Source organism: Variovorax sp. V213 (assembly GCF_041154455.1).
Lineage (GTDB): Bacteria > Pseudomonadota > Gammaproteobacteria > Burkholderiales > Burkholderiaceae_C > Variovorax.
Genome location: NZ_AP028664.1, coordinates 766,419 through 781,220, shown reverse-complemented (window position 1 = coordinate 781,220; position 14,802 = coordinate 766,419). Strand labels below are relative to the sequence as shown.

The following is a 14,802-nucleotide window of genomic DNA, read 5'->3' as shown; positions in this document are numbered from 1 at the left end:
TCAATTTATTCGGATCGGACACCGCGGGCCAAAGCCCGCGGCACCCTCTCTCTTTCTACTCAGATCGAAGTCTCTTCGATCACACCCACCCAGTGCTCGGCGCCCAGGCCGCCCGCGGCATACACCGCCAGCAGCTTGAACACTTCGTCGCTGAAGCCACCGATGTTCAGCACATCGTCACGCTCCTGCGCCTGGGTGGTCGCATAGGGCTGGATGTCGATGCACACCAGCCGCGCCTTCGGATTGCGCTGCTTGAACGCCTCCCACTCCTGCATGGTCGCGGTTCCGCGGCCACGGGCACGGTCGGCCCACGATTCGTTGTCCGACACCAGCACCACCAGATCGGCCTGCGCCTTCTCGCGGTTCAGCAGCGCCAGCGGCGCGCTGCACGAGGTTCCGCCACCGCCCACCGCCGCCAGCTTGGCCGCGTTGGTCATCACCGAATCACGCGGATTCAGCTTCAGCGACACCACCTTCGTCTCGAAGGGCAGCACGCGCGCATCCGCATTGCGACGCAGCACGGCGGCAGCCACCAGCGCGGCCACGTCGATGCATCGCACCGCCGAGGTCGCCGAACCGCGGTGGCCCGTCACCGGCGAGCTCATGGAGCCCGAGACGTCGGGGCACACCACCACGCGGCCTTCGAATGCCGGCACATTGGCCAGCGCGAGTTCCATCGCGTCCTGCAGCGCTTCCTTCATCACGTGCGGCACCTCGGCGCCGGTGGCAGTGAAGGCCGCCATCAGCTGGTACGGCAGCACGCGCGCCTTGGCCACCGCCTGCGGGTCACGCAGCTTGGCCGCCACCGCTTCCGCGAGGCCCGGCAGCTCGAACACGCCATGGCGGGCGAAGGTGTTCAGGTTCTGGCGCACCATCTGCCACGATCCGCGCTGCGCGATCTGCGCCCAGGCCTGTGCGTCCAGTTCCAGCGCGGTCAGCATCTGGAACGGCACGTCGGGCAAAGCGCAAGCCCCCACGCTCGGCACTTCGTGTCCTCGCTGCCCCCCAAGGGGGCGCTCGCTTGCCTGGGACGGCCCGGCGCTGCGCTCAGCCGCCCGGTCGCGCTTGAAGCGTTCGAAAGCCTGCGTCAGCGGAGGCAGCGCCTCCAGCGCATATGGACGATCGATCAGCCATGCGAACCATGCGGCGCGCCAGGCTTCGGCGGGCTTCGGGTGAACCATCTTCACCACGTCGGCCAACGACGGCGTGTTGCCCACGGCGGCATTCAGCAGCTGCGCTTCCGAAGCCTCGAGCAGCCATTGCTGAACCAGCTTCTTCGGCCGCGTACCGAGCGACTTGCGGCCCACGGCACCCGAACGCAGCATCTGCACGAAGTTGCGCAGCATCTTGCCGTTGTCCACCACGCGGGGGAACACCTTGGCGAGCAGCGCCACGTCGCGCACCGCCAGCGAGGCGGCCAGCAGTGCGGGCATGTCCTTCATGTGGCCGGCGCGGCGGGCGTACACAGCCGTCTTGGCCACGAACACCGGATCGACTTCGCGGGCCAGGGCCAGCACGGCATCGAGCTGGTTCTGCGCTTGTGCGTAGAAGGTGCTGTTCAGGCAACCGGTGGCGGCGAGCTGCGCCAGCTGGTGCTTGGGCGACAGCGAATAGGCCACGCCGCCCGCTTCGTCGAGCGCGTCGGCCGCAGGCAGTTGTGCGCCGCGGCGGGTCTTGAAAAGCTGAAGGTTTGCCATGGTGACTTCTCCTCGGGGTTCTCTTTTTTTCGATTTCGTATCTGGGTATGCACTCCATATCGCAACGGGTGTGCCAAATACCGGCCACCAAGCGAAGCGAGCATTCAACTCCTTGATTTCAAAAGAGATTTTTTGATTGAGGGCGCACGGCGTCGGGCTCGTGGTGCAGATTTCATCCATAGTTCTTATAATTTTGGATAGTCTTTTATCCAAACCAATGAAGAAACCCATCGTCGTCATCGGCTTCCTCGGCACCCAGCTCGATGCCGGACAAGGCACGGGCCGCTGGGAGAAGTGGCGCCCCACCGTTTCGCTGGCCCAGCACGACGACATGGTCGTCTCGCGCATGGAGCTGCTCTACACGCTGAAGCACAAGGCGCTCGCCGAGGTGGTCAGGGCCGACATCGCGACCGTGTCGCCCGAGACCCAGGTCAATCTCGTTGCCGTCGATCTGGAGGACCCCTGGGACTTCGGCGAGGTCTATACGCGCCTCTACGACTGGGCGCGCGCCTATCCTTTCGACACCGAGCGCGAGCAGTACTGGGCGCACATCACCACCGGCACGCACGTGGCGCAGATCTGCATGTTCCTGCTGGCCGAATCGCGCGTGGTTCCGGGCGTGCTTGCGCAGACCTCGCCGCCCAAGCGGCAGCGCGCGGGCAACCCGGGCGAGGTCGCGCTGATCGATCTCGACCTGTCGCGCTATGACGCCATCGCACGGCGCTTCGATGCCGAGCAGCGCGATGCGGTGGCCTTCCTGAAGAGCGGCATCGCGACGCGCAACGCGCGCTTCAATGCGCTCATCGACGAGATCGAGCGCGTGGCCGTGCGTTCGCGTGCGCCGATATTGCTGGTAGGTCCGACCGGCGCGGGCAAGTCGTTCCTGGCGCGGCGCATGTTCGAGCTGAAGCAGGCGCGCCATCAGATGACCGGGCCGTTCGTGGAAGTGAACTGCGCCACGCTGCGCGGCGACGGTGCCGCATCCACGCTGTTCGGCCACAAGAAGGGCGCGTTCACCGGCGCCGCAGGCGAGCGCGCGGGCTTGCTGCGCACGGCGCACCAGGGCGCGCTCTTTCTCGACGAAATCGGCGAACTCGGCCTCGACGAACAGGCCATGCTGCTCAAGGCCATCGAGGAAAAGCGCTTCTTCCCGGTCGGCGCCGACAAGGAAGTGGAAAGCGACTTCCAGCTCATTGCCGGCACCAACCGCGATCTGCGCAGCGACGTGGCGGTCGGGCGATTCCGCGAAGACCTGTTCGCGCGCATCAACCTCTGGACTTACGACCTGCCCGGCCTCGCGCAGCGGCCCGAAGACATCGAACCCAACATCGACCATCTCCTGGCCATCCACGCGAGCGAAAGCCATCGCGTGGTGCGCTTCAACGCCGAGGCGCGCGCGGCCTACCTGCGATTTGCGCAAAGCGGCGAGGCGCCGTGGTGCGGCAACTTTCGCGACCTGTCGGCCAGCGTGACCCGGCTCGCCACGCTGGCGGACGGCGGGCGCATTCCGGTGGCGCTGGTCGAGGCCGAGATTGCGCGGCTGCGCTGGCTGTGGAACCGCGAGGGCCCGGCGAAGCGCGGCGCAGAGGCCGCCGATGTCGATCTCGATGCCATGCTCGGCGACGAACGCGCGGCGGCGCTCGATTTGTTCGACCGGCTGCAGCTCGAGGCGGTGGTGCGCGTGTGCCGCGAATCGCGCAGCCTGTCGGATGCGGGGCGCCAGCTCTTTCAGGCCTCTCGCGCGCAGCGTAGCGTGGTGAACGATGCCGACCGGTTGCGCAAGTACCTGGCGAAACACGGGCTCGAATGGAGCCGCATTGCCGCGGGCTGACTGCGCTATCCTCCGCGCTGATGGCAACATCTGCATAACACCCGATGAACTGGAAGCCGGCGCTGTTCGCCCTGCCCCTGTTCCTCACCGGCTGCGTCCAGTCGATGTTCTATTACCCCGACCGCGTGCGCTATGAGACGCCCGGCGCGCTGGGGCTACGCTACGAGTCGGCGCACTTCCAGAGCACCGACGGCACGCGCCTCAGCGGCTGGTTCATTCCCGCGGCGAACCGGCAGAACCCGAAGGACGCCAAGGGCACAGTGGTGCATTTCCATGGCAACGCGCAGAACATGTCGTCGCACTGGCGCTTCGTGGCGTGGCTGCCGGCGCAGGACTTCAACGTGTTCGTTTTCGACTACCGCGGCTACGGCGAGTCCGAAGGCAAACCGGAGCCCAAGGGCGTGTTCGAGGACTCCGGCGCCGCGCTGAACTACGTGCGCTCGCGCGCCGATGTCGACGCCGAGCGCCTCTTCGTCTTCGGGCAGAGCCTGGGCGGCGCCAATGCGATTGCGGTGGTGGGCTCGGGCAACCGGGCCGGCGTGAAGGCGGCGGCCATCGAGTCAACCTTCTATTCGTATTCGTCGATTGCCAATGAGAAGCTCCCGGGCGCCGGCCTGCTGGTGAGCGACGAATACGCGGCGTCCAAATACATCGGCGCCATTTCGCCCATTCCTCTGCTGCTGATCCACGGCACGGCGGATCCGGTGATTCCTCACTCGCATTCACGGCGCCTGCTGGACGCCGCGCGCGAGCCCAAGCGCCTGCTCGAAGTGGCCGGCGCCGGTCACCTGGAGCCGATGACCGAGCGCTTCGGCGCCACGTACCAGCGCGCGCTGGTCGAATTTTTCGACGCCTCGCTGCGTCCACGGCAACCATGAAGCACTTCGACGAAACCGCCACGCGCGAGCCGCTGGCCTTTGCGCGGCTCGTGCCCGCGCTGCGCACCGCCTTCGCGGCCGAGGCGCATGTGCCGCCGCGCCATGTGCACAGCATCGAGACGGCGGGCGCGGACAAGGGTACCGTGCTCATCATGCCGGCGTGGAGCGATGCGGGGTTTCTGGGTATCAAGACGATCAACGTCTTTCCGGGCAACAGCGCGCGCGGCCTGCCGGGCCTGCATGCCACCTATGTGCTGTACGACGCGCGCACCGGCGTGCCGCTGGCGATGATGGACGGCAACGAACTCACCGCCCGCCGCACGGCCGCCGCATCGGCGCTCGGGGCCTCGTTCCTGGCACGTTCCGATGCGCGCCGCCTGCTGGTGCTGGGCACCGGCCGCATTGCACGGCTGCTGCCCGCCGCGCATGCCAGCGTGCGCCCCATCGACGAGGTGCACGTGTGGAACCACCGGCCCGAAAGCGCCGAGGCCTTGGCCGCGCAATGGCGCGCCGAAGGGTTCGACGCCCGGGCCGCCGCGAACCTCGAAGCGGCGGTGCGCCAGGCCGACATCGTGAGCTGCGCCACGCTGGCGACCGCGCCGCTGGTGCGCGGCGAATGGCTCGCGCCGGGCTCGCACCTGGACCTGATCGGCAGCTTCACACCCGCCATGCGCGAGGCCGATGCACGCTGCTTCGAGGGTGCGCGCACCTTCATCGACACCCCGGAGGCGCTGCAGAAGGCCGGCGAGCTGCTCGATGCCATCGCGGCCGGCACGCTGCGCGCCGATGCGGTGCAGGGCACGCTGGCCGCACTCTGCCGGGGCGAACGGGCCGGCCGCGCGGGCAACGAGGAGCGCACGGTGTTCAAGGCGGTGGGCAGCGCACTCGAAGACCTGACGGCCGCCACGCTGGTCTGGCAGCATGCCGCATCGCCCGCTGCCTAAGGCTTAAGGACTAGAAAGCGGTCGCTGGCCGGCCGGGGAGATAGCCTTTTGCTGACACGCGCATACGTCATGCGGCTGATGGCACGGCTTTTGCGCTGAAGCTAACCTGAAGCTCATACCAAGAGCCAGAGGCAGTCGCATGCTCACCATTTTCCAGAAAGCCACCATCCTCAGCAAAGCTGGTTTCGAGGTGCCCGCGTGTCCGGCCGAAGACGCGTCGACGCCTGCGGCCAGCGCGGTTTCCCAAAAGATGCAGGAGTGGGGCAAAGCCATCGAAACGATGTATGTGGCCTACGTCGCGGCCCGTGCGGCCAAGAGCCTGCGGGATGCCGAAGAGTCCCGCCAGACCGACATGCTGCGCCGGCTTTCGCTGAGCGCCTGGGCTGCCTGACCCCAAAGCCTCGCCCCTTCGGGCTCAGCCGAAGGTGAACGCATAGGCCTGTGCGCCGGCATCCAGGAACTCGATCTCGAACAGGCGCTCCTTCGCGCCAGCCGCCTGGCGTACCAACTGATACAGCTTCTGCGCGTCGATCACCCCGTAGCCCTGCGCATCGGTGTCCGACCCGTGGTCCGCGAGCGGCGGTTTTCCATCGACCAGCACCCTGAAGCGCACCGGCTTGCCATTGGCCGCCGGCCCGAGCACCAGATGCAAGTCGCGCGCCTGGAAGCGATAGGCGATGCGCCCACCGGCATTGTTCAGTACGGCACGCTCGGTCTCCACCGTCCAGCCGCCGGCCAGCGCCCACTGGTTGGTGCGCAATGAAGAAAAAGCCGGCTGGTACACCTTCGCCCGGTCCCGCGCGATGCCGCCGGGCGATGCGAAGCCGTGCGCACGCTCGTGGCCCAGATAGGTCTCGCCGGACAGCGCAGGCTCGGTGCCCGGCGCGGCCTGGGTCCCCTGCCCCAACGGCGCCACCAAGCCCGCCGCGACGCGGGTCTTCTGCCCCGCCTCGGCTAGCAGCTGCTGGATGACCAGCTCGGCCTTGTCGTACCGGTTCTCGCCGAACTGGTGATGGCGGATGCGCCCCTCGGCATCGATGAAGTAGAACGCGGGCCAGGCCCGGTTGTCGAAGGCGCGCCAGATGGCGAAGTCGTTGTCCATGGCCACCGGAAAGCCGATGCCCAGGTCCTTGGTTGCCTTGTGCACGTTGGCCGAGCGCTTCTCGAACGCGAACTCCGGCGTGTGCACGCCGATGACCACCAGGCCGGCATCCCTGTATTTTTCGGCCCATGCGCGAACGTAAGGCAGCGCGCGCAGGCAGTTGATGCACGAATAAGTCCAGAAGTCGACCAGCACCACCTTGCCGCGCAACGCTTCGGGCGTCAGGGGCGCGCTGTTGATCCATTCGGTGGCGCCGGCGAGCGAAGGAAAGTTGCCTTCGACCTTGAGCGCACGCGCAGGCACGGGAGCGGGGCGGTCTTCCTTTTCTGAAACCCGCACGAGGCCCGTGTCCTCGCGCAGCGCGACCGGTTCAGCCAGCGATTCGCGCGAAGGCTGCGGCGTGTCCTTCTTGATTTTTTCCACCAGCGCCTGCTCCAGCGCCGACGTGGTGCCCACCGACAGGCGTGCGAGCAGCCCGGTATCCAGTCCCAGCGCGATGGCGCCCACGCCCACCAGCACGGCGGCACCCGCCGCGCGCCGCACCCATTCGCCGGTGTGCAGCGAGCGCTTCATGAGGGAGAGCAGCCGCCCGCCGAAGAGCAGCGCTGCAGCGAGCGACGTGCACGCACCGGCGGCATAGGCGAGCAGCAGCAGCGAAGTCCCCACGCTCGCGCCATTGAGCGCCGCGCCGGTCAGGATCAGGCCGAGGATCGGGCCCGCGCACGGCGCCCAGAGCAGGCCCGTGCCCACGCCCAGCAACAGCGGCGAGAAGATGGAAGCGGTTGCCGCGCCCGCATCGCCGCGCGGCTGCGACATGCGCAGGCCCAGCGCCACCAGGGGCCGGCTCATGCGATCGGCAACGGCGGGCAACAGCAGCGTCACGCCGAACAGCGCGAGCATTGCAAGGGCGGCGTAGCGCCCGTACTCGTTGAGCGTCACGATCCAGCCGCCGCCCACCGCGGCGAGCGTGGCCACCGCGGCAAAGGCCAGCGCCATGCCCAGCAGCATGGGCAGGCCGTGCGAGCGGAACGGGCGGTCGGCGCGCGCAAACACGAAAGGCAGCACCGGCAGGATGCAGGGGCTCAGGATGGTGAGAACCCCGCCCAGGTAGGCAATGAGGAGGATGAGCATGATGTCGGGTCGTCCGTGACAGGTGGATTCAGCGAGCGGGCGCGGTGGCTATCGTGAGCCGCGCCTCCAGCCCGCCTTCGGCGCGGTTGTGCAGCGTGAGTTCGGCGCCCATGGCCATGGCCAGCTGGTGCGCAATGGCAAGGCCCAGCCCAGTGCCGCCGGTGCTGCGGTTGCGCGAGCTCTCGACGCGATAGAAGGGCTTGAGCACCGCCTCGAGCTCGTCGGGCGGGATGCCCGGTCCGTTGTCGAGCACGCTCAGCATCAGTTGGCCGCCTTCGGCATGGACGCGCAGGCGCACGTCGCTGCCGAACTTCAACGCGTTGTCGATCAGGTTCATCAAGATCCTGCGCAGCGCGTTGGGGCGGCTCACGATGGGCGCACCGGCCTTGCCTTCGAGCCGCACCGGCTGGCCCACGTCTTCGTAGTCGGCCACCATGCTTTCGAGCAGCGCGTCGGCATCGATGCGCAGGGGTGGCTCGGTGGCGCCGTGGAGCGTGCGCGCGTAGGTCACGCCTTCGCGCACCAGCGAGTGCATGGCGTCGAGGTCCTGGCGGAACTTCTCACGGTCGTGTTCGTTGTCCATCAGGTCGGTACGCAGCCGCATGCGCGTGATGGGCGTCTGCAGGTCGTGCGAAATGGCCGCGAGAATCTCGACCCGCTCGGCCATGTAGCCTGCAATGCGTTGCTGCATGGCGTTGAAGGCGCGCGCCGCATGCGCCACTTCGGTCGGGCCTTCTTCCGCGAGCGCCTGGGCCTTCAGGTCGGGCCCCAGGTCGTCGGCCGCGGCAGACAGCTGCGCAAGCGGCCGCGTGACCAGCCGAACCGCATACCAGGCGCACACGGCCAGCACCAGCAGCTGGACGACCAGGACCCACATCACCCAGCCCGACACCGGCATGCCCACGCGCATGGCATGAACCACCACGGAAGACCCATCGCTCAGGCGCACCTGGATCTGCAGGCCTTCGGGCGGCCAGGCGACCTCGCCGACCTTGACGATTTCGAACGGGCGCATCGCATCGACAATGGCCGCCGCAAACTGCCGCGAAGCCGGCGAGCCGGGCTCGCTGCCCTCTGCGCTGCCGCCCAGCACGAAGCGGTAGTTGCGCCGCTCCAGCCGGTCGAGCCAGCCGGCGCGCTCCGGCGCGGGCAGGCGGTCGAGGATGGCGACCGAGCTTGCGATGTCGCGCTCGATGCCGATCATCATCAGCTCGCGAAGCGCCAGGTTCCGCTCGTAGCGGATGGCGGCAAAGGTGAGCAGCTGCGCCACGGCCAGGCCCACCACGATGATCAGCGTCACGCGGTAGAACAGAGAACCGGGCAGCAGCCGGCGCCATCCCCGCGCGGCCATGCCCCCACCCGCGGCTCTTGCCGCACCGGACGGGTTCGCAGAAGGATTCGCGGGAATGGACATGGGCACCTCTTGTCTATGAAAACCGCTGGCTCACACCAAGTGGATGGCAACGTCGATGTTGCCCCGGGTGGCCTTGGAGTATGGGCAGGTCTGGTGCGCCGCCTCGGTCAGTGCCTGCGCCACTTCGCGGTCGAGGCCCGGCAGGCTCACGTTCAGGCGCGCCTGCAAGAAATACTCGGTGCCTGCCATGCCGAGGTCGACTTCGGCATCGACGGCCAGGTCGGGCGGCAGCGTGACCCTCATCTTGCCGGCCGCCTTGCCCATCGCGCCGATGAAACAGGCCGACCAGCCGGCTGCAAACAGTTGCTCGGGGTTGGTGCCGGCGCCCGCACTGCCGGGCGACGAGAGCTTGATGTCGAGCCGGCCGTCGGAGCTGCGCGCTTCGCCGTCGCGGCCTCCCGAAGAGGTGTGGGTCTTGCCGGTGTAGAGAACTTTTTCGATACGGGACATGGGGATTCCTTGGGAGTGGTTGGGTTGAAAACCGACGGATTGTTGAGCCGCCTCTCCCCCGCCGGCACACATTGCGTATGCCTGTGTATCCGCGCGAGAAATCCACACACTACGTTTCACTGTCCGCGTCCCTTCGCGCCCGAGGCGCTACATTGCGGCTGCGGGCGCCTCTCGCGCCATACCTTCTTGCCTACCGCCATGACGCCAAAGACTTCGGACCACATCCTCATCGTCGACGACGACCGGGAAATTCGCGAGTTGCTCACCACCTACCTGGTGAAGAACGGCTTGCGCGTGGTGGCAGTGCCCACGGGTCGGCACATGCGCGCCGCGCTCGAGGAGTCGGGCCCGTTCGACCTGATCATTCTCGACCTGATGCTGCCCGGCGAAGACGGGCTCACGCTCTGCCGGGACCTGCGCACCGGCAAGTACAAGGCAACGCCCATCCTCATGCTGACCGCGCGCAGCGAAGAAGCCGACCGCATCCTGGGCCTCGAGATGGGCGCCGACGACTACCTGGCCAAGCCGTTTTCCGCTCGCGAGCTGCTCGCGCGCATTCGCGCCGTGATGCGCCGCACGCGCATGCTGCCGCCGAACATGGGCGCCATCGAGTCCGCGCAGAAACTGGGATTCGGCGAATGGCAGGTCGACACGGTGGCGCGCCACCTGATCGACGACAGCGGCGTGATGGTGGCGCTGAGCGGCGCCGAGTACCGGCTGCTGCGCGTGTTCCTCGACCACCCGCAAAAGGTGCTGAGCCGCGACCAGTTGCTGAGCCTCACCCAGGGCCGCGAAGCCGAGCTCTTCGAGCGTTCCATCGACCTGCTCGTGAGCCGGCTGCGCCAGCGCCTGCGCGACGATGCGCGCGAGCCGCGCTACATCAAGACCGTGCGCAGCGAAGGCTACGTCCTCGCTTCGGCTGTCGAGCCGAGAGACTGACCGACGCGACGCACTGGCAACTGGTGGGGTTGCGCACCTCGTGCGCCACGCCGCCCGCCAGGAACAGCAGCGCGAACCAGAGCTTCCTCATTTCGGGTTCCCGCTCGGCGCCGTGGCAGCGGCGTTGGCAGGGGGGTAGGGCTGCGCGAGCAGCGCCTGGATCTTCTTCTCGGTGGCGGCGTAGCTGCCCTCGCCAAAGTGCGAGTAGGCGATGCGTCCCGCTTTGTCGATCAGGTACACCGCGGGCCAGTATTGGTTGTTGAAGGCCTTCCAGGTGCCGTAGCTGTTGTCCTGCGCCACCGCGTGCCTGATCTGCAGGCGCTGGATGGCGTCCTTCACGTTCCTGGTGGATTTCTCGAACGCGAACTCCGGCGTGTGCACGCCCACCACGGTCAGGCCCTTGTCCTTGTACTTCTCGTGCCACTCCTTCACGTGCGGCAGATGATTGAGACAGTTGATGCAGGTGTAGGTCCAGAAGTCGACCAGCACCACTTGGCCGCGCAACGCTTCGAGCTGGAGCGGCGGCGAGTTGAGCCAGGTGTCGATGCTCTGGAACTCCGGCGCAGCGCGCGCCACGCCAGCGGGCGCATCACCGCCGAACGGCGTCGCGGCAAACGTCAGGGCGCCTACCGACGCGGCAATGGCCGCGCCGATGGCAATGCGGGAGAGCTTCATGGTGATTTCCTCGGACGATGCGCGATGGGCGCTGGTGGATGACGGGCGGATTGTTTTCCGCCCATCGAGCCCCCGGCGCACATTGCGTATGCCTCTGTGTCGAGGCTGGAAATCAACACACTACGTTGCACAAGGCGGGTGTGCGCGCCCCGTCTCGATCGAGCCAATCAGCCGGGCAGCAGGCCGCGCCCGGCGCGCTTCTCAGACCCGTTCCAGGATCACCGCAATGCCCTGGCCCACGCCGATGCACATGGTGCACAGCGCGTAGCGGCCGCCGCTCTTGTGCAGCTGGTTCACCGCGGTGGTTGCAAGGCGCGCACCGCTGGCGCCCAGCGGATGGCCGAGCGCAATGGCGCCGCCGTTGATGTTGACGCGCGCGTCGTCGTCCTGGAGGCCCAGCAGGCGCAGCACGGCCAGGCCTTGCGCCGCGAAGGCTTCGTTGAGCTCGATGACGTCGATCTGGTCGATGGTGAGGCCGGTGAGCGCCAGCACCTTCTGAGTGGCGGGCGCGGGGCCGATGCCCATCACGCGCGGCGCCACGCCGGCAGTGGCCATGCCGACCACGCGGGCGCGCGGCGTGAGGCCGTGCCTGGCGGCGCTGGCTTCGTCGGCCAAGAGCAGCGCGCAGGCGCCGTCGTTCACGCCGCTGGCATTGCCCGCCGTCACGGTGCCATCGGGGCGCACCACGCCCTTGAGCCTGGCGAGCGACTCCATGCTGGTTTCGCGCGGATGCTCGTCCTTGTTGACGATGATGGCGTCGCCCTTCTTCTGCGGCACGCTCACGGGCACGATCTCGGCGTCGAAGAAGCCGGACTTCTGCGAGGCCACGGCGCGCAGCTGCGAGTTGAGCGCCATCAGGTCTTGCGCCTCGCGCTCGATCTTGTAGTCGGTGGCAACGTTCTCGGCCGTCTCGGGCATGGAGTCGACGCCGTACTGGGCCTTCATGAGCTTGTTGACGAAGCGCCAGCCGATGGTGGTGTCGTACACCGCGTTGTTGCGGCTGAAGGCGCTCTCGGCCTTGGGCATCACGAAGGGCGCGCGGCTCATGCTTTCGACGCCGCCAGCGATCATGAGGCCGGCTTCACCGGCGCGGATGGCGCGGGCGGCCGTGCCCACTGCATCGAGGCCGGAGCCGCACAGGCGGTTGATGGTGGCGCCGCCCAGTTCGAGCGGCAGGCCCGCCAGCAGCGTCGACATGCGCGCCACGTTGCGGTTGTCTTCGCCGGCCTGGTTGGCGCAGCCGTAGAGCACGTCGCCCACGGCCTGCCAGTCGACATTCTTGTTGCGTTCCATGAGCGCCTTGAGCGGCACTGCGCCGAGGTCGTCGGCGCGCACGCTGCTGAGCGAGCCGCCGTAGCGGCCGAAGGGGGTGCGAACGGCGTCGCAGATGAAGGCTTGGGTGGTCATGGTGAGTTGTCTCCGTGTGCTTGAAATGGATCAGGCGGCGATCGGCAGGCCGACGAGCTTCTCGAGTTCCTCGAGGCGGAGGCCCTCGACCAGGTCGACGAGCTTCAGGCCTTCGGGCGTGCATTCGAGCGTGGCGAGGTCGGAGTACACGCGCTTGACGCAGCCGATGCCGGTGAGCGGATAGGTACATTCCTTCACCAGCTTGCTCACGCCCTGCTTGGTGAGCAAGTCCATCATCACCCAGGTCTGCTTGGCGCCGATGGCAAGGTCCATGGCGCCGCCGACGGCAGGAATGGCGTCTTTCTCGCCGGTGTGCCAGTTGGCGAGGTCACCGGTGGCCGACACCTGGAACGCGCCGAGCACGCAGATGTCGAGGTGCCCGCCGCGCATCATCGCGAAGCTGTCGGAGTGGTGAAAGAAAGAGCCGCCCGGCAACAGCGTAACGGGTTGCTTGCCGGCGTTGATGAGGTCGTAGTCTTCTTGGCCGGCCTCTGGTGCGGGGCCCATGCCGAGGATGCCGTTCTCGCTCTGCAGGATGACTTCGCGCCCCTTCGGCAGATGGTTGGCCACCAGCGTGGGCTGGCCGATGCCGAGGTTGACGACGGCGCCGTCGAAGATGTCCTGCGCCACGCGGGCGGCGAGCTGGTCCTTGGTGCGACGTGTGTAGTTGGTGCTGCTCATGGTCATGCTGCCTTCTTGAAACCGCCGGCTTGCGTCGCCACGCGTTCGATGCGCACCACCTGGTGCACGAAGATGCCCGGAGTCACGATGGCCTCGGGGTCGAGGGTGCCGAGTTCGGCAATGTCGTGCACGGTGGCAACGGTCCTCTTCGACGCCGTGGCCATCACTGGGCCGAAGTTGCGTGCGGCCTTGCGGTAGACCAGGTTGCCCCAGCGGTCGCCGCGCTCGGCCTTGATGAGCGCCACGTCGCCGTGGATGGGGTACTCCAGCACGTACTGCTGGCCGTCGATCTCGCGCGTTTCGCGGTTGCCCGCGAGCTGGGTGCCGTAGCCCGTGGGGCAGAAGAAGGCGCCGATGCCCGCGCCCGCGGCGCGAATGCGCTCGGCCAGGTTGCCCTGGGGCACGAGTTCGAGTTCGATCTTGCCGCTGCGGTAGAGCCCGTCGAACACCTGGCTGTCGGCCTGGCGAGGAAAACTGCAGATGATCTTGCGCACGCGCCCGGCCTTGAGCAGCGCGGCAAGGCCGGTTTCGCCGTTGCCGGCGTTGTTGTTGACCACGGTGAGGTCCCTGGCGCCCTGCTCGACGAGACCGTCGATGAGTTCGCCGGGAATGCCGGCGGTGCCAAAGCCGCCGATGAGAACCGTGGCGCCGTCTTGGATACCCACAAGGGCATCGGCGACCGAGCGCGCGATCTTGTTGATCATGAAGCCTGTCTCCGGGAGTTGAAAAGAAATCGAACCCTGCGAACAAACCGCCAAACAATCGTTCGATTCTGCGAATCGCAAAATTGTTCGTCTAAAGAACATTTGTTCGTATAATGAATTCTAAAGACGAATGCTCGATATGGCAACCCACACGACACGACCCGACACGCCAGCCCCCGGCGACAGCTATGTGCAGTCGTTCGCACGCGGTCTCCAGGTGATCCGCTCTTTCAGCGCGAGCGCGCCTCGGCAGACGCTGAGCGAGGTGGCGGCCGCCAGCGGGCTCACGCGGGCCGGCGCGCGGCGCATCCTGCTCACGCTGCAGACGCTGGGCTATGTGGTGACCGACGGCAAGCTCTTCACGCTCACGCCGCGCATCCTCGACCTGGGCTTTGCCTATCTCTCGTCGATGCCGATATGGAACCGCGCCGAGCCGGTGATGGAAGCGCTGGTGCAGCAGGTGCAGGAGTCTTGTTCGGCCGCCGTGCTGGACGCGACCGACATCGTCTATGTGATGCGCGTGCCCACGCAGAAGATCATGCGCATCAGCCTGGGCGTGGGCTCGCGGCTGCCGGCGTACTGCACGTCGCTCGGCCGCCTGCTGCTGGCCGACCTGGACGACGACGAGGTGCGCGCGCGGCTCGAAGCCTCGGAACGCACGGCGCTCACGAAGCACACGGTGACCGACGTCGACGCACTGATGGCCAAGGTGGCGCAGGCGCGCAAACAGCAGTGGTGCCTGGTGAACCAGGAGCTGGAAGAAGGACTGATTTCAGTGGCCGCACCCATCGTGAACCGCCAGGGCCGCATGGTGGCCGCGCTCAACATCACCGGGCAGGCCAATCGCACCAATGCCAAGGTGATGCAGGAGACGATGCTGCCGGCGCTGATGGAGGCCGCGAAAAGAATCTCGCGGTTGCTGTAACTGGGAGCGACCCAGTCCAGCGCA

At 67.3% G+C, this 14,802-nt stretch carries 14 protein-coding genes; 6 read left to right on the top strand and 8 right to left on the bottom strand.

From position 1 onward, the window contains the following. Positions 1-59 precede the first annotated feature (59 nt). On the bottom strand, positions 60-1,697 hold the full coding sequence (locus ACAM55_RS03755) for an RNA-binding protein (RefSeq protein ID WP_369654734.1): 1,638 nt from the start codon (positions 1,695-1,697) through the stop codon (positions 60-62). Positions 1,698-1,914: 217 nt separating this feature from the next. On the opposite strand from ACAM55_RS03755, the gene rtcR reads away from it, so the two are divergent. From rtcR to ACAM55_RS03735, 4 genes are all read left to right on the top strand, one after another. Continuing rightward, entirely contained in the window at positions 1,915-3,528 is a 1,614-nt protein-coding gene (gene rtcR / locus ACAM55_RS03750; protein WP_369654733.1) for an RNA repair transcriptional activator RtcR, read from the top strand. A gap of 44 nt (positions 3,529-3,572) precedes the next feature. Beyond that, positions 3,573-4,406 (top strand): alpha/beta hydrolase, encoded by an 834-nt coding sequence (locus ACAM55_RS03745; RefSeq protein ID WP_369654732.1) that lies wholly within the window; start codon positions 3,573-3,575, stop codon positions 4,404-4,406. Then, positions 4,403-5,350: an ornithine cyclodeaminase family protein gene (locus ACAM55_RS03740; protein ID WP_369654731.1), complete on the top strand. Its 948-nt coding sequence runs from the start codon at positions 4,403-4,405 to the stop codon at positions 5,348-5,350. The genes ACAM55_RS03745 and ACAM55_RS03740 overlap by 4 nt, the downstream gene beginning before the upstream one ends. A 139-nt stretch (positions 5,351-5,489) precedes the next feature. After that, positions 5,490-5,741 carry a hypothetical protein gene (locus ACAM55_RS03735; protein WP_369654730.1) on the top strand — a complete coding sequence of 84 codons (252 nt, stop codon included), beginning with the start codon at positions 5,490-5,492 and terminating at the stop codon, positions 5,739-5,741. Positions 5,742-5,765: 24 nt separating this feature from the next. On the opposite strand, the gene ACAM55_RS03730 is transcribed toward ACAM55_RS03735, so the two are convergent. Genes ACAM55_RS03730 through ACAM55_RS03720 form a run of 3 tightly spaced genes read right to left on the bottom strand, consistent with a single transcriptional unit; the run spans position 5,766 to position 9,447 of the window. Further along, positions 5,766-7,583 (bottom strand): cytochrome c biogenesis protein DipZ, encoded by a 1,818-nt coding sequence (locus ACAM55_RS03730; RefSeq protein ID WP_369654729.1) that lies wholly within the window; start codon positions 7,581-7,583, stop codon positions 5,766-5,768. Between the two features lie 28 nt (positions 7,584-7,611). Continuing rightward, positions 7,612-8,997, bottom strand: a complete 1,386-nt coding sequence (locus ACAM55_RS03725) for a sensor histidine kinase (protein WP_369654728.1) — start codon at positions 8,995-8,997, stop codon at positions 7,612-7,614. Positions 8,998-9,027: 30 nt separating this feature from the next. Continuing rightward, the gene (locus ACAM55_RS03720; protein WP_369654727.1) at positions 9,028-9,447 is read right to left on the bottom strand and encodes an organic hydroperoxide resistance protein; all 420 of its coding nucleotides are present in this window, start codon (positions 9,445-9,447) and stop codon (positions 9,028-9,030) included. A 198-nt stretch (positions 9,448-9,645) separates the two neighbouring features. Between ACAM55_RS03720 and ACAM55_RS03715 the strand changes: the two genes are divergently transcribed. Then, a complete protein-coding gene (locus tag ACAM55_RS03715) occupies positions 9,646-10,386 on the top strand; it encodes a response regulator (protein WP_369654726.1) in 741 nt (246 codons plus the stop codon). An 87-nt stretch (positions 10,387-10,473) separates the two neighbouring features. Here the strand turns inward: ACAM55_RS03715 and ACAM55_RS03710 are convergent, their stop codons facing one another. The 4 genes from ACAM55_RS03710 to ACAM55_RS03695 form a co-directional block, all read right to left on the bottom strand. Then, positions 10,474-11,061: a thioredoxin family protein gene (locus ACAM55_RS03710; protein WP_369654725.1), complete on the bottom strand. Its 588-nt coding sequence runs from the start codon at positions 11,059-11,061 to the stop codon at positions 10,474-10,476. Between the two features lie 201 nt (positions 11,062-11,262). Next, complete coding sequence (gene pcaF / locus ACAM55_RS03705; RefSeq protein ID WP_369654724.1) at positions 11,263-12,468, bottom strand: 3-oxoadipyl-CoA thiolase; 1,206 nt, start codon at positions 12,466-12,468, stop codon at positions 11,263-11,265. A gap of 30 nt (positions 12,469-12,498) precedes the next feature. Next, a complete protein-coding gene (locus ACAM55_RS03700) occupies positions 12,499-13,155 on the bottom strand; it encodes a 3-oxoacid CoA-transferase subunit B (RefSeq protein WP_369654723.1) in 657 nt (218 codons plus the stop codon). Then, on the bottom strand, positions 13,152-13,853 hold the full coding sequence (locus tag ACAM55_RS03695; protein ID WP_369654722.1) for a 3-oxoacid CoA-transferase subunit A: 702 nt from the start codon (positions 13,851-13,853) through the stop codon (positions 13,152-13,154). The genes ACAM55_RS03700 and ACAM55_RS03695 overlap by 4 nt, the downstream gene beginning before the upstream one ends. A 139-nt stretch (positions 13,854-13,992) precedes the next feature. On the opposite strand from ACAM55_RS03695, the gene ACAM55_RS03690 reads away from it, so the two are divergent. Beyond that, positions 13,993-14,778, top strand: a complete 786-nt coding sequence (locus tag ACAM55_RS03690) for an IclR family transcriptional regulator C-terminal domain-containing protein (protein ID WP_369656330.1) — start codon at positions 13,993-13,995, stop codon at positions 14,776-14,778. Positions 14,779-14,802 lie beyond the last annotated feature (24 nt).

Coding starts and splice junctions, on each gene's coding strand:
- ACAM55_RS03755 (WP_369654734.1), bottom strand. CDS start 1,697: ATGGCAAACCTTCAGCTTTTCAAGACCCGCCGCGGCGCACAACTGCCT.
- rtcR (WP_369654733.1), top strand. CDS start 1,915: ATGAAGAAACCCATCGTCGTCATCGGCTTCCTCGGCACCCAGCTCGAT.
- ACAM55_RS03745 (WP_369654732.1), top strand. CDS start 3,573: ATGAACTGGAAGCCGGCGCTGTTCGCCCTGCCCCTGTTCCTCACCGGC.
- ACAM55_RS03740 (WP_369654731.1), top strand. CDS start 4,403: ATGAAGCACTTCGACGAAACCGCCACGCGCGAGCCGCTGGCCTTTGCG.
- ACAM55_RS03735 (WP_369654730.1), top strand. CDS start 5,490: ATGCTCACCATTTTCCAGAAAGCCACCATCCTCAGCAAAGCTGGTTTC.
- ACAM55_RS03730 (WP_369654729.1), bottom strand. CDS start 7,583: ATGCTCATCCTCCTCATTGCCTACCTGGGCGGGGTTCTCACCATCCTG.
- ACAM55_RS03725 (WP_369654728.1), bottom strand. CDS start 8,997: ATGTCCATTCCCGCGAATCCTTCTGCGAACCCGTCCGGTGCGGCAAGA.
- ACAM55_RS03720 (WP_369654727.1), bottom strand. CDS start 9,447: ATGTCCCGTATCGAAAAAGTTCTCTACACCGGCAAGACCCACACCTCT.
- ACAM55_RS03715 (WP_369654726.1), top strand. CDS start 9,646: ATGACGCCAAAGACTTCGGACCACATCCTCATCGTCGACGACGACCGG.
- ACAM55_RS03710 (WP_369654725.1), bottom strand. CDS start 11,061: ATGAAGCTCTCCCGCATTGCCATCGGCGCGGCCATTGCCGCGTCGGTA.
- pcaF (WP_369654724.1), bottom strand. CDS start 12,468: ATGACCACCCAAGCCTTCATCTGCGACGCCGTTCGCACCCCCTTCGGC.
- ACAM55_RS03700 (WP_369654723.1), bottom strand. CDS start 13,155: ATGACCATGAGCAGCACCAACTACACACGTCGCACCAAGGACCAGCTC.
- ACAM55_RS03695 (WP_369654722.1), bottom strand. CDS start 13,853: ATGATCAACAAGATCGCGCGCTCGGTCGCCGATGCCCTTGTGGGTATC.
- ACAM55_RS03690 (WP_369656330.1), top strand. CDS start 13,993: ATGGCAACCCACACGACACGACCCGACACGCCAGCCCCCGGCGACAGC.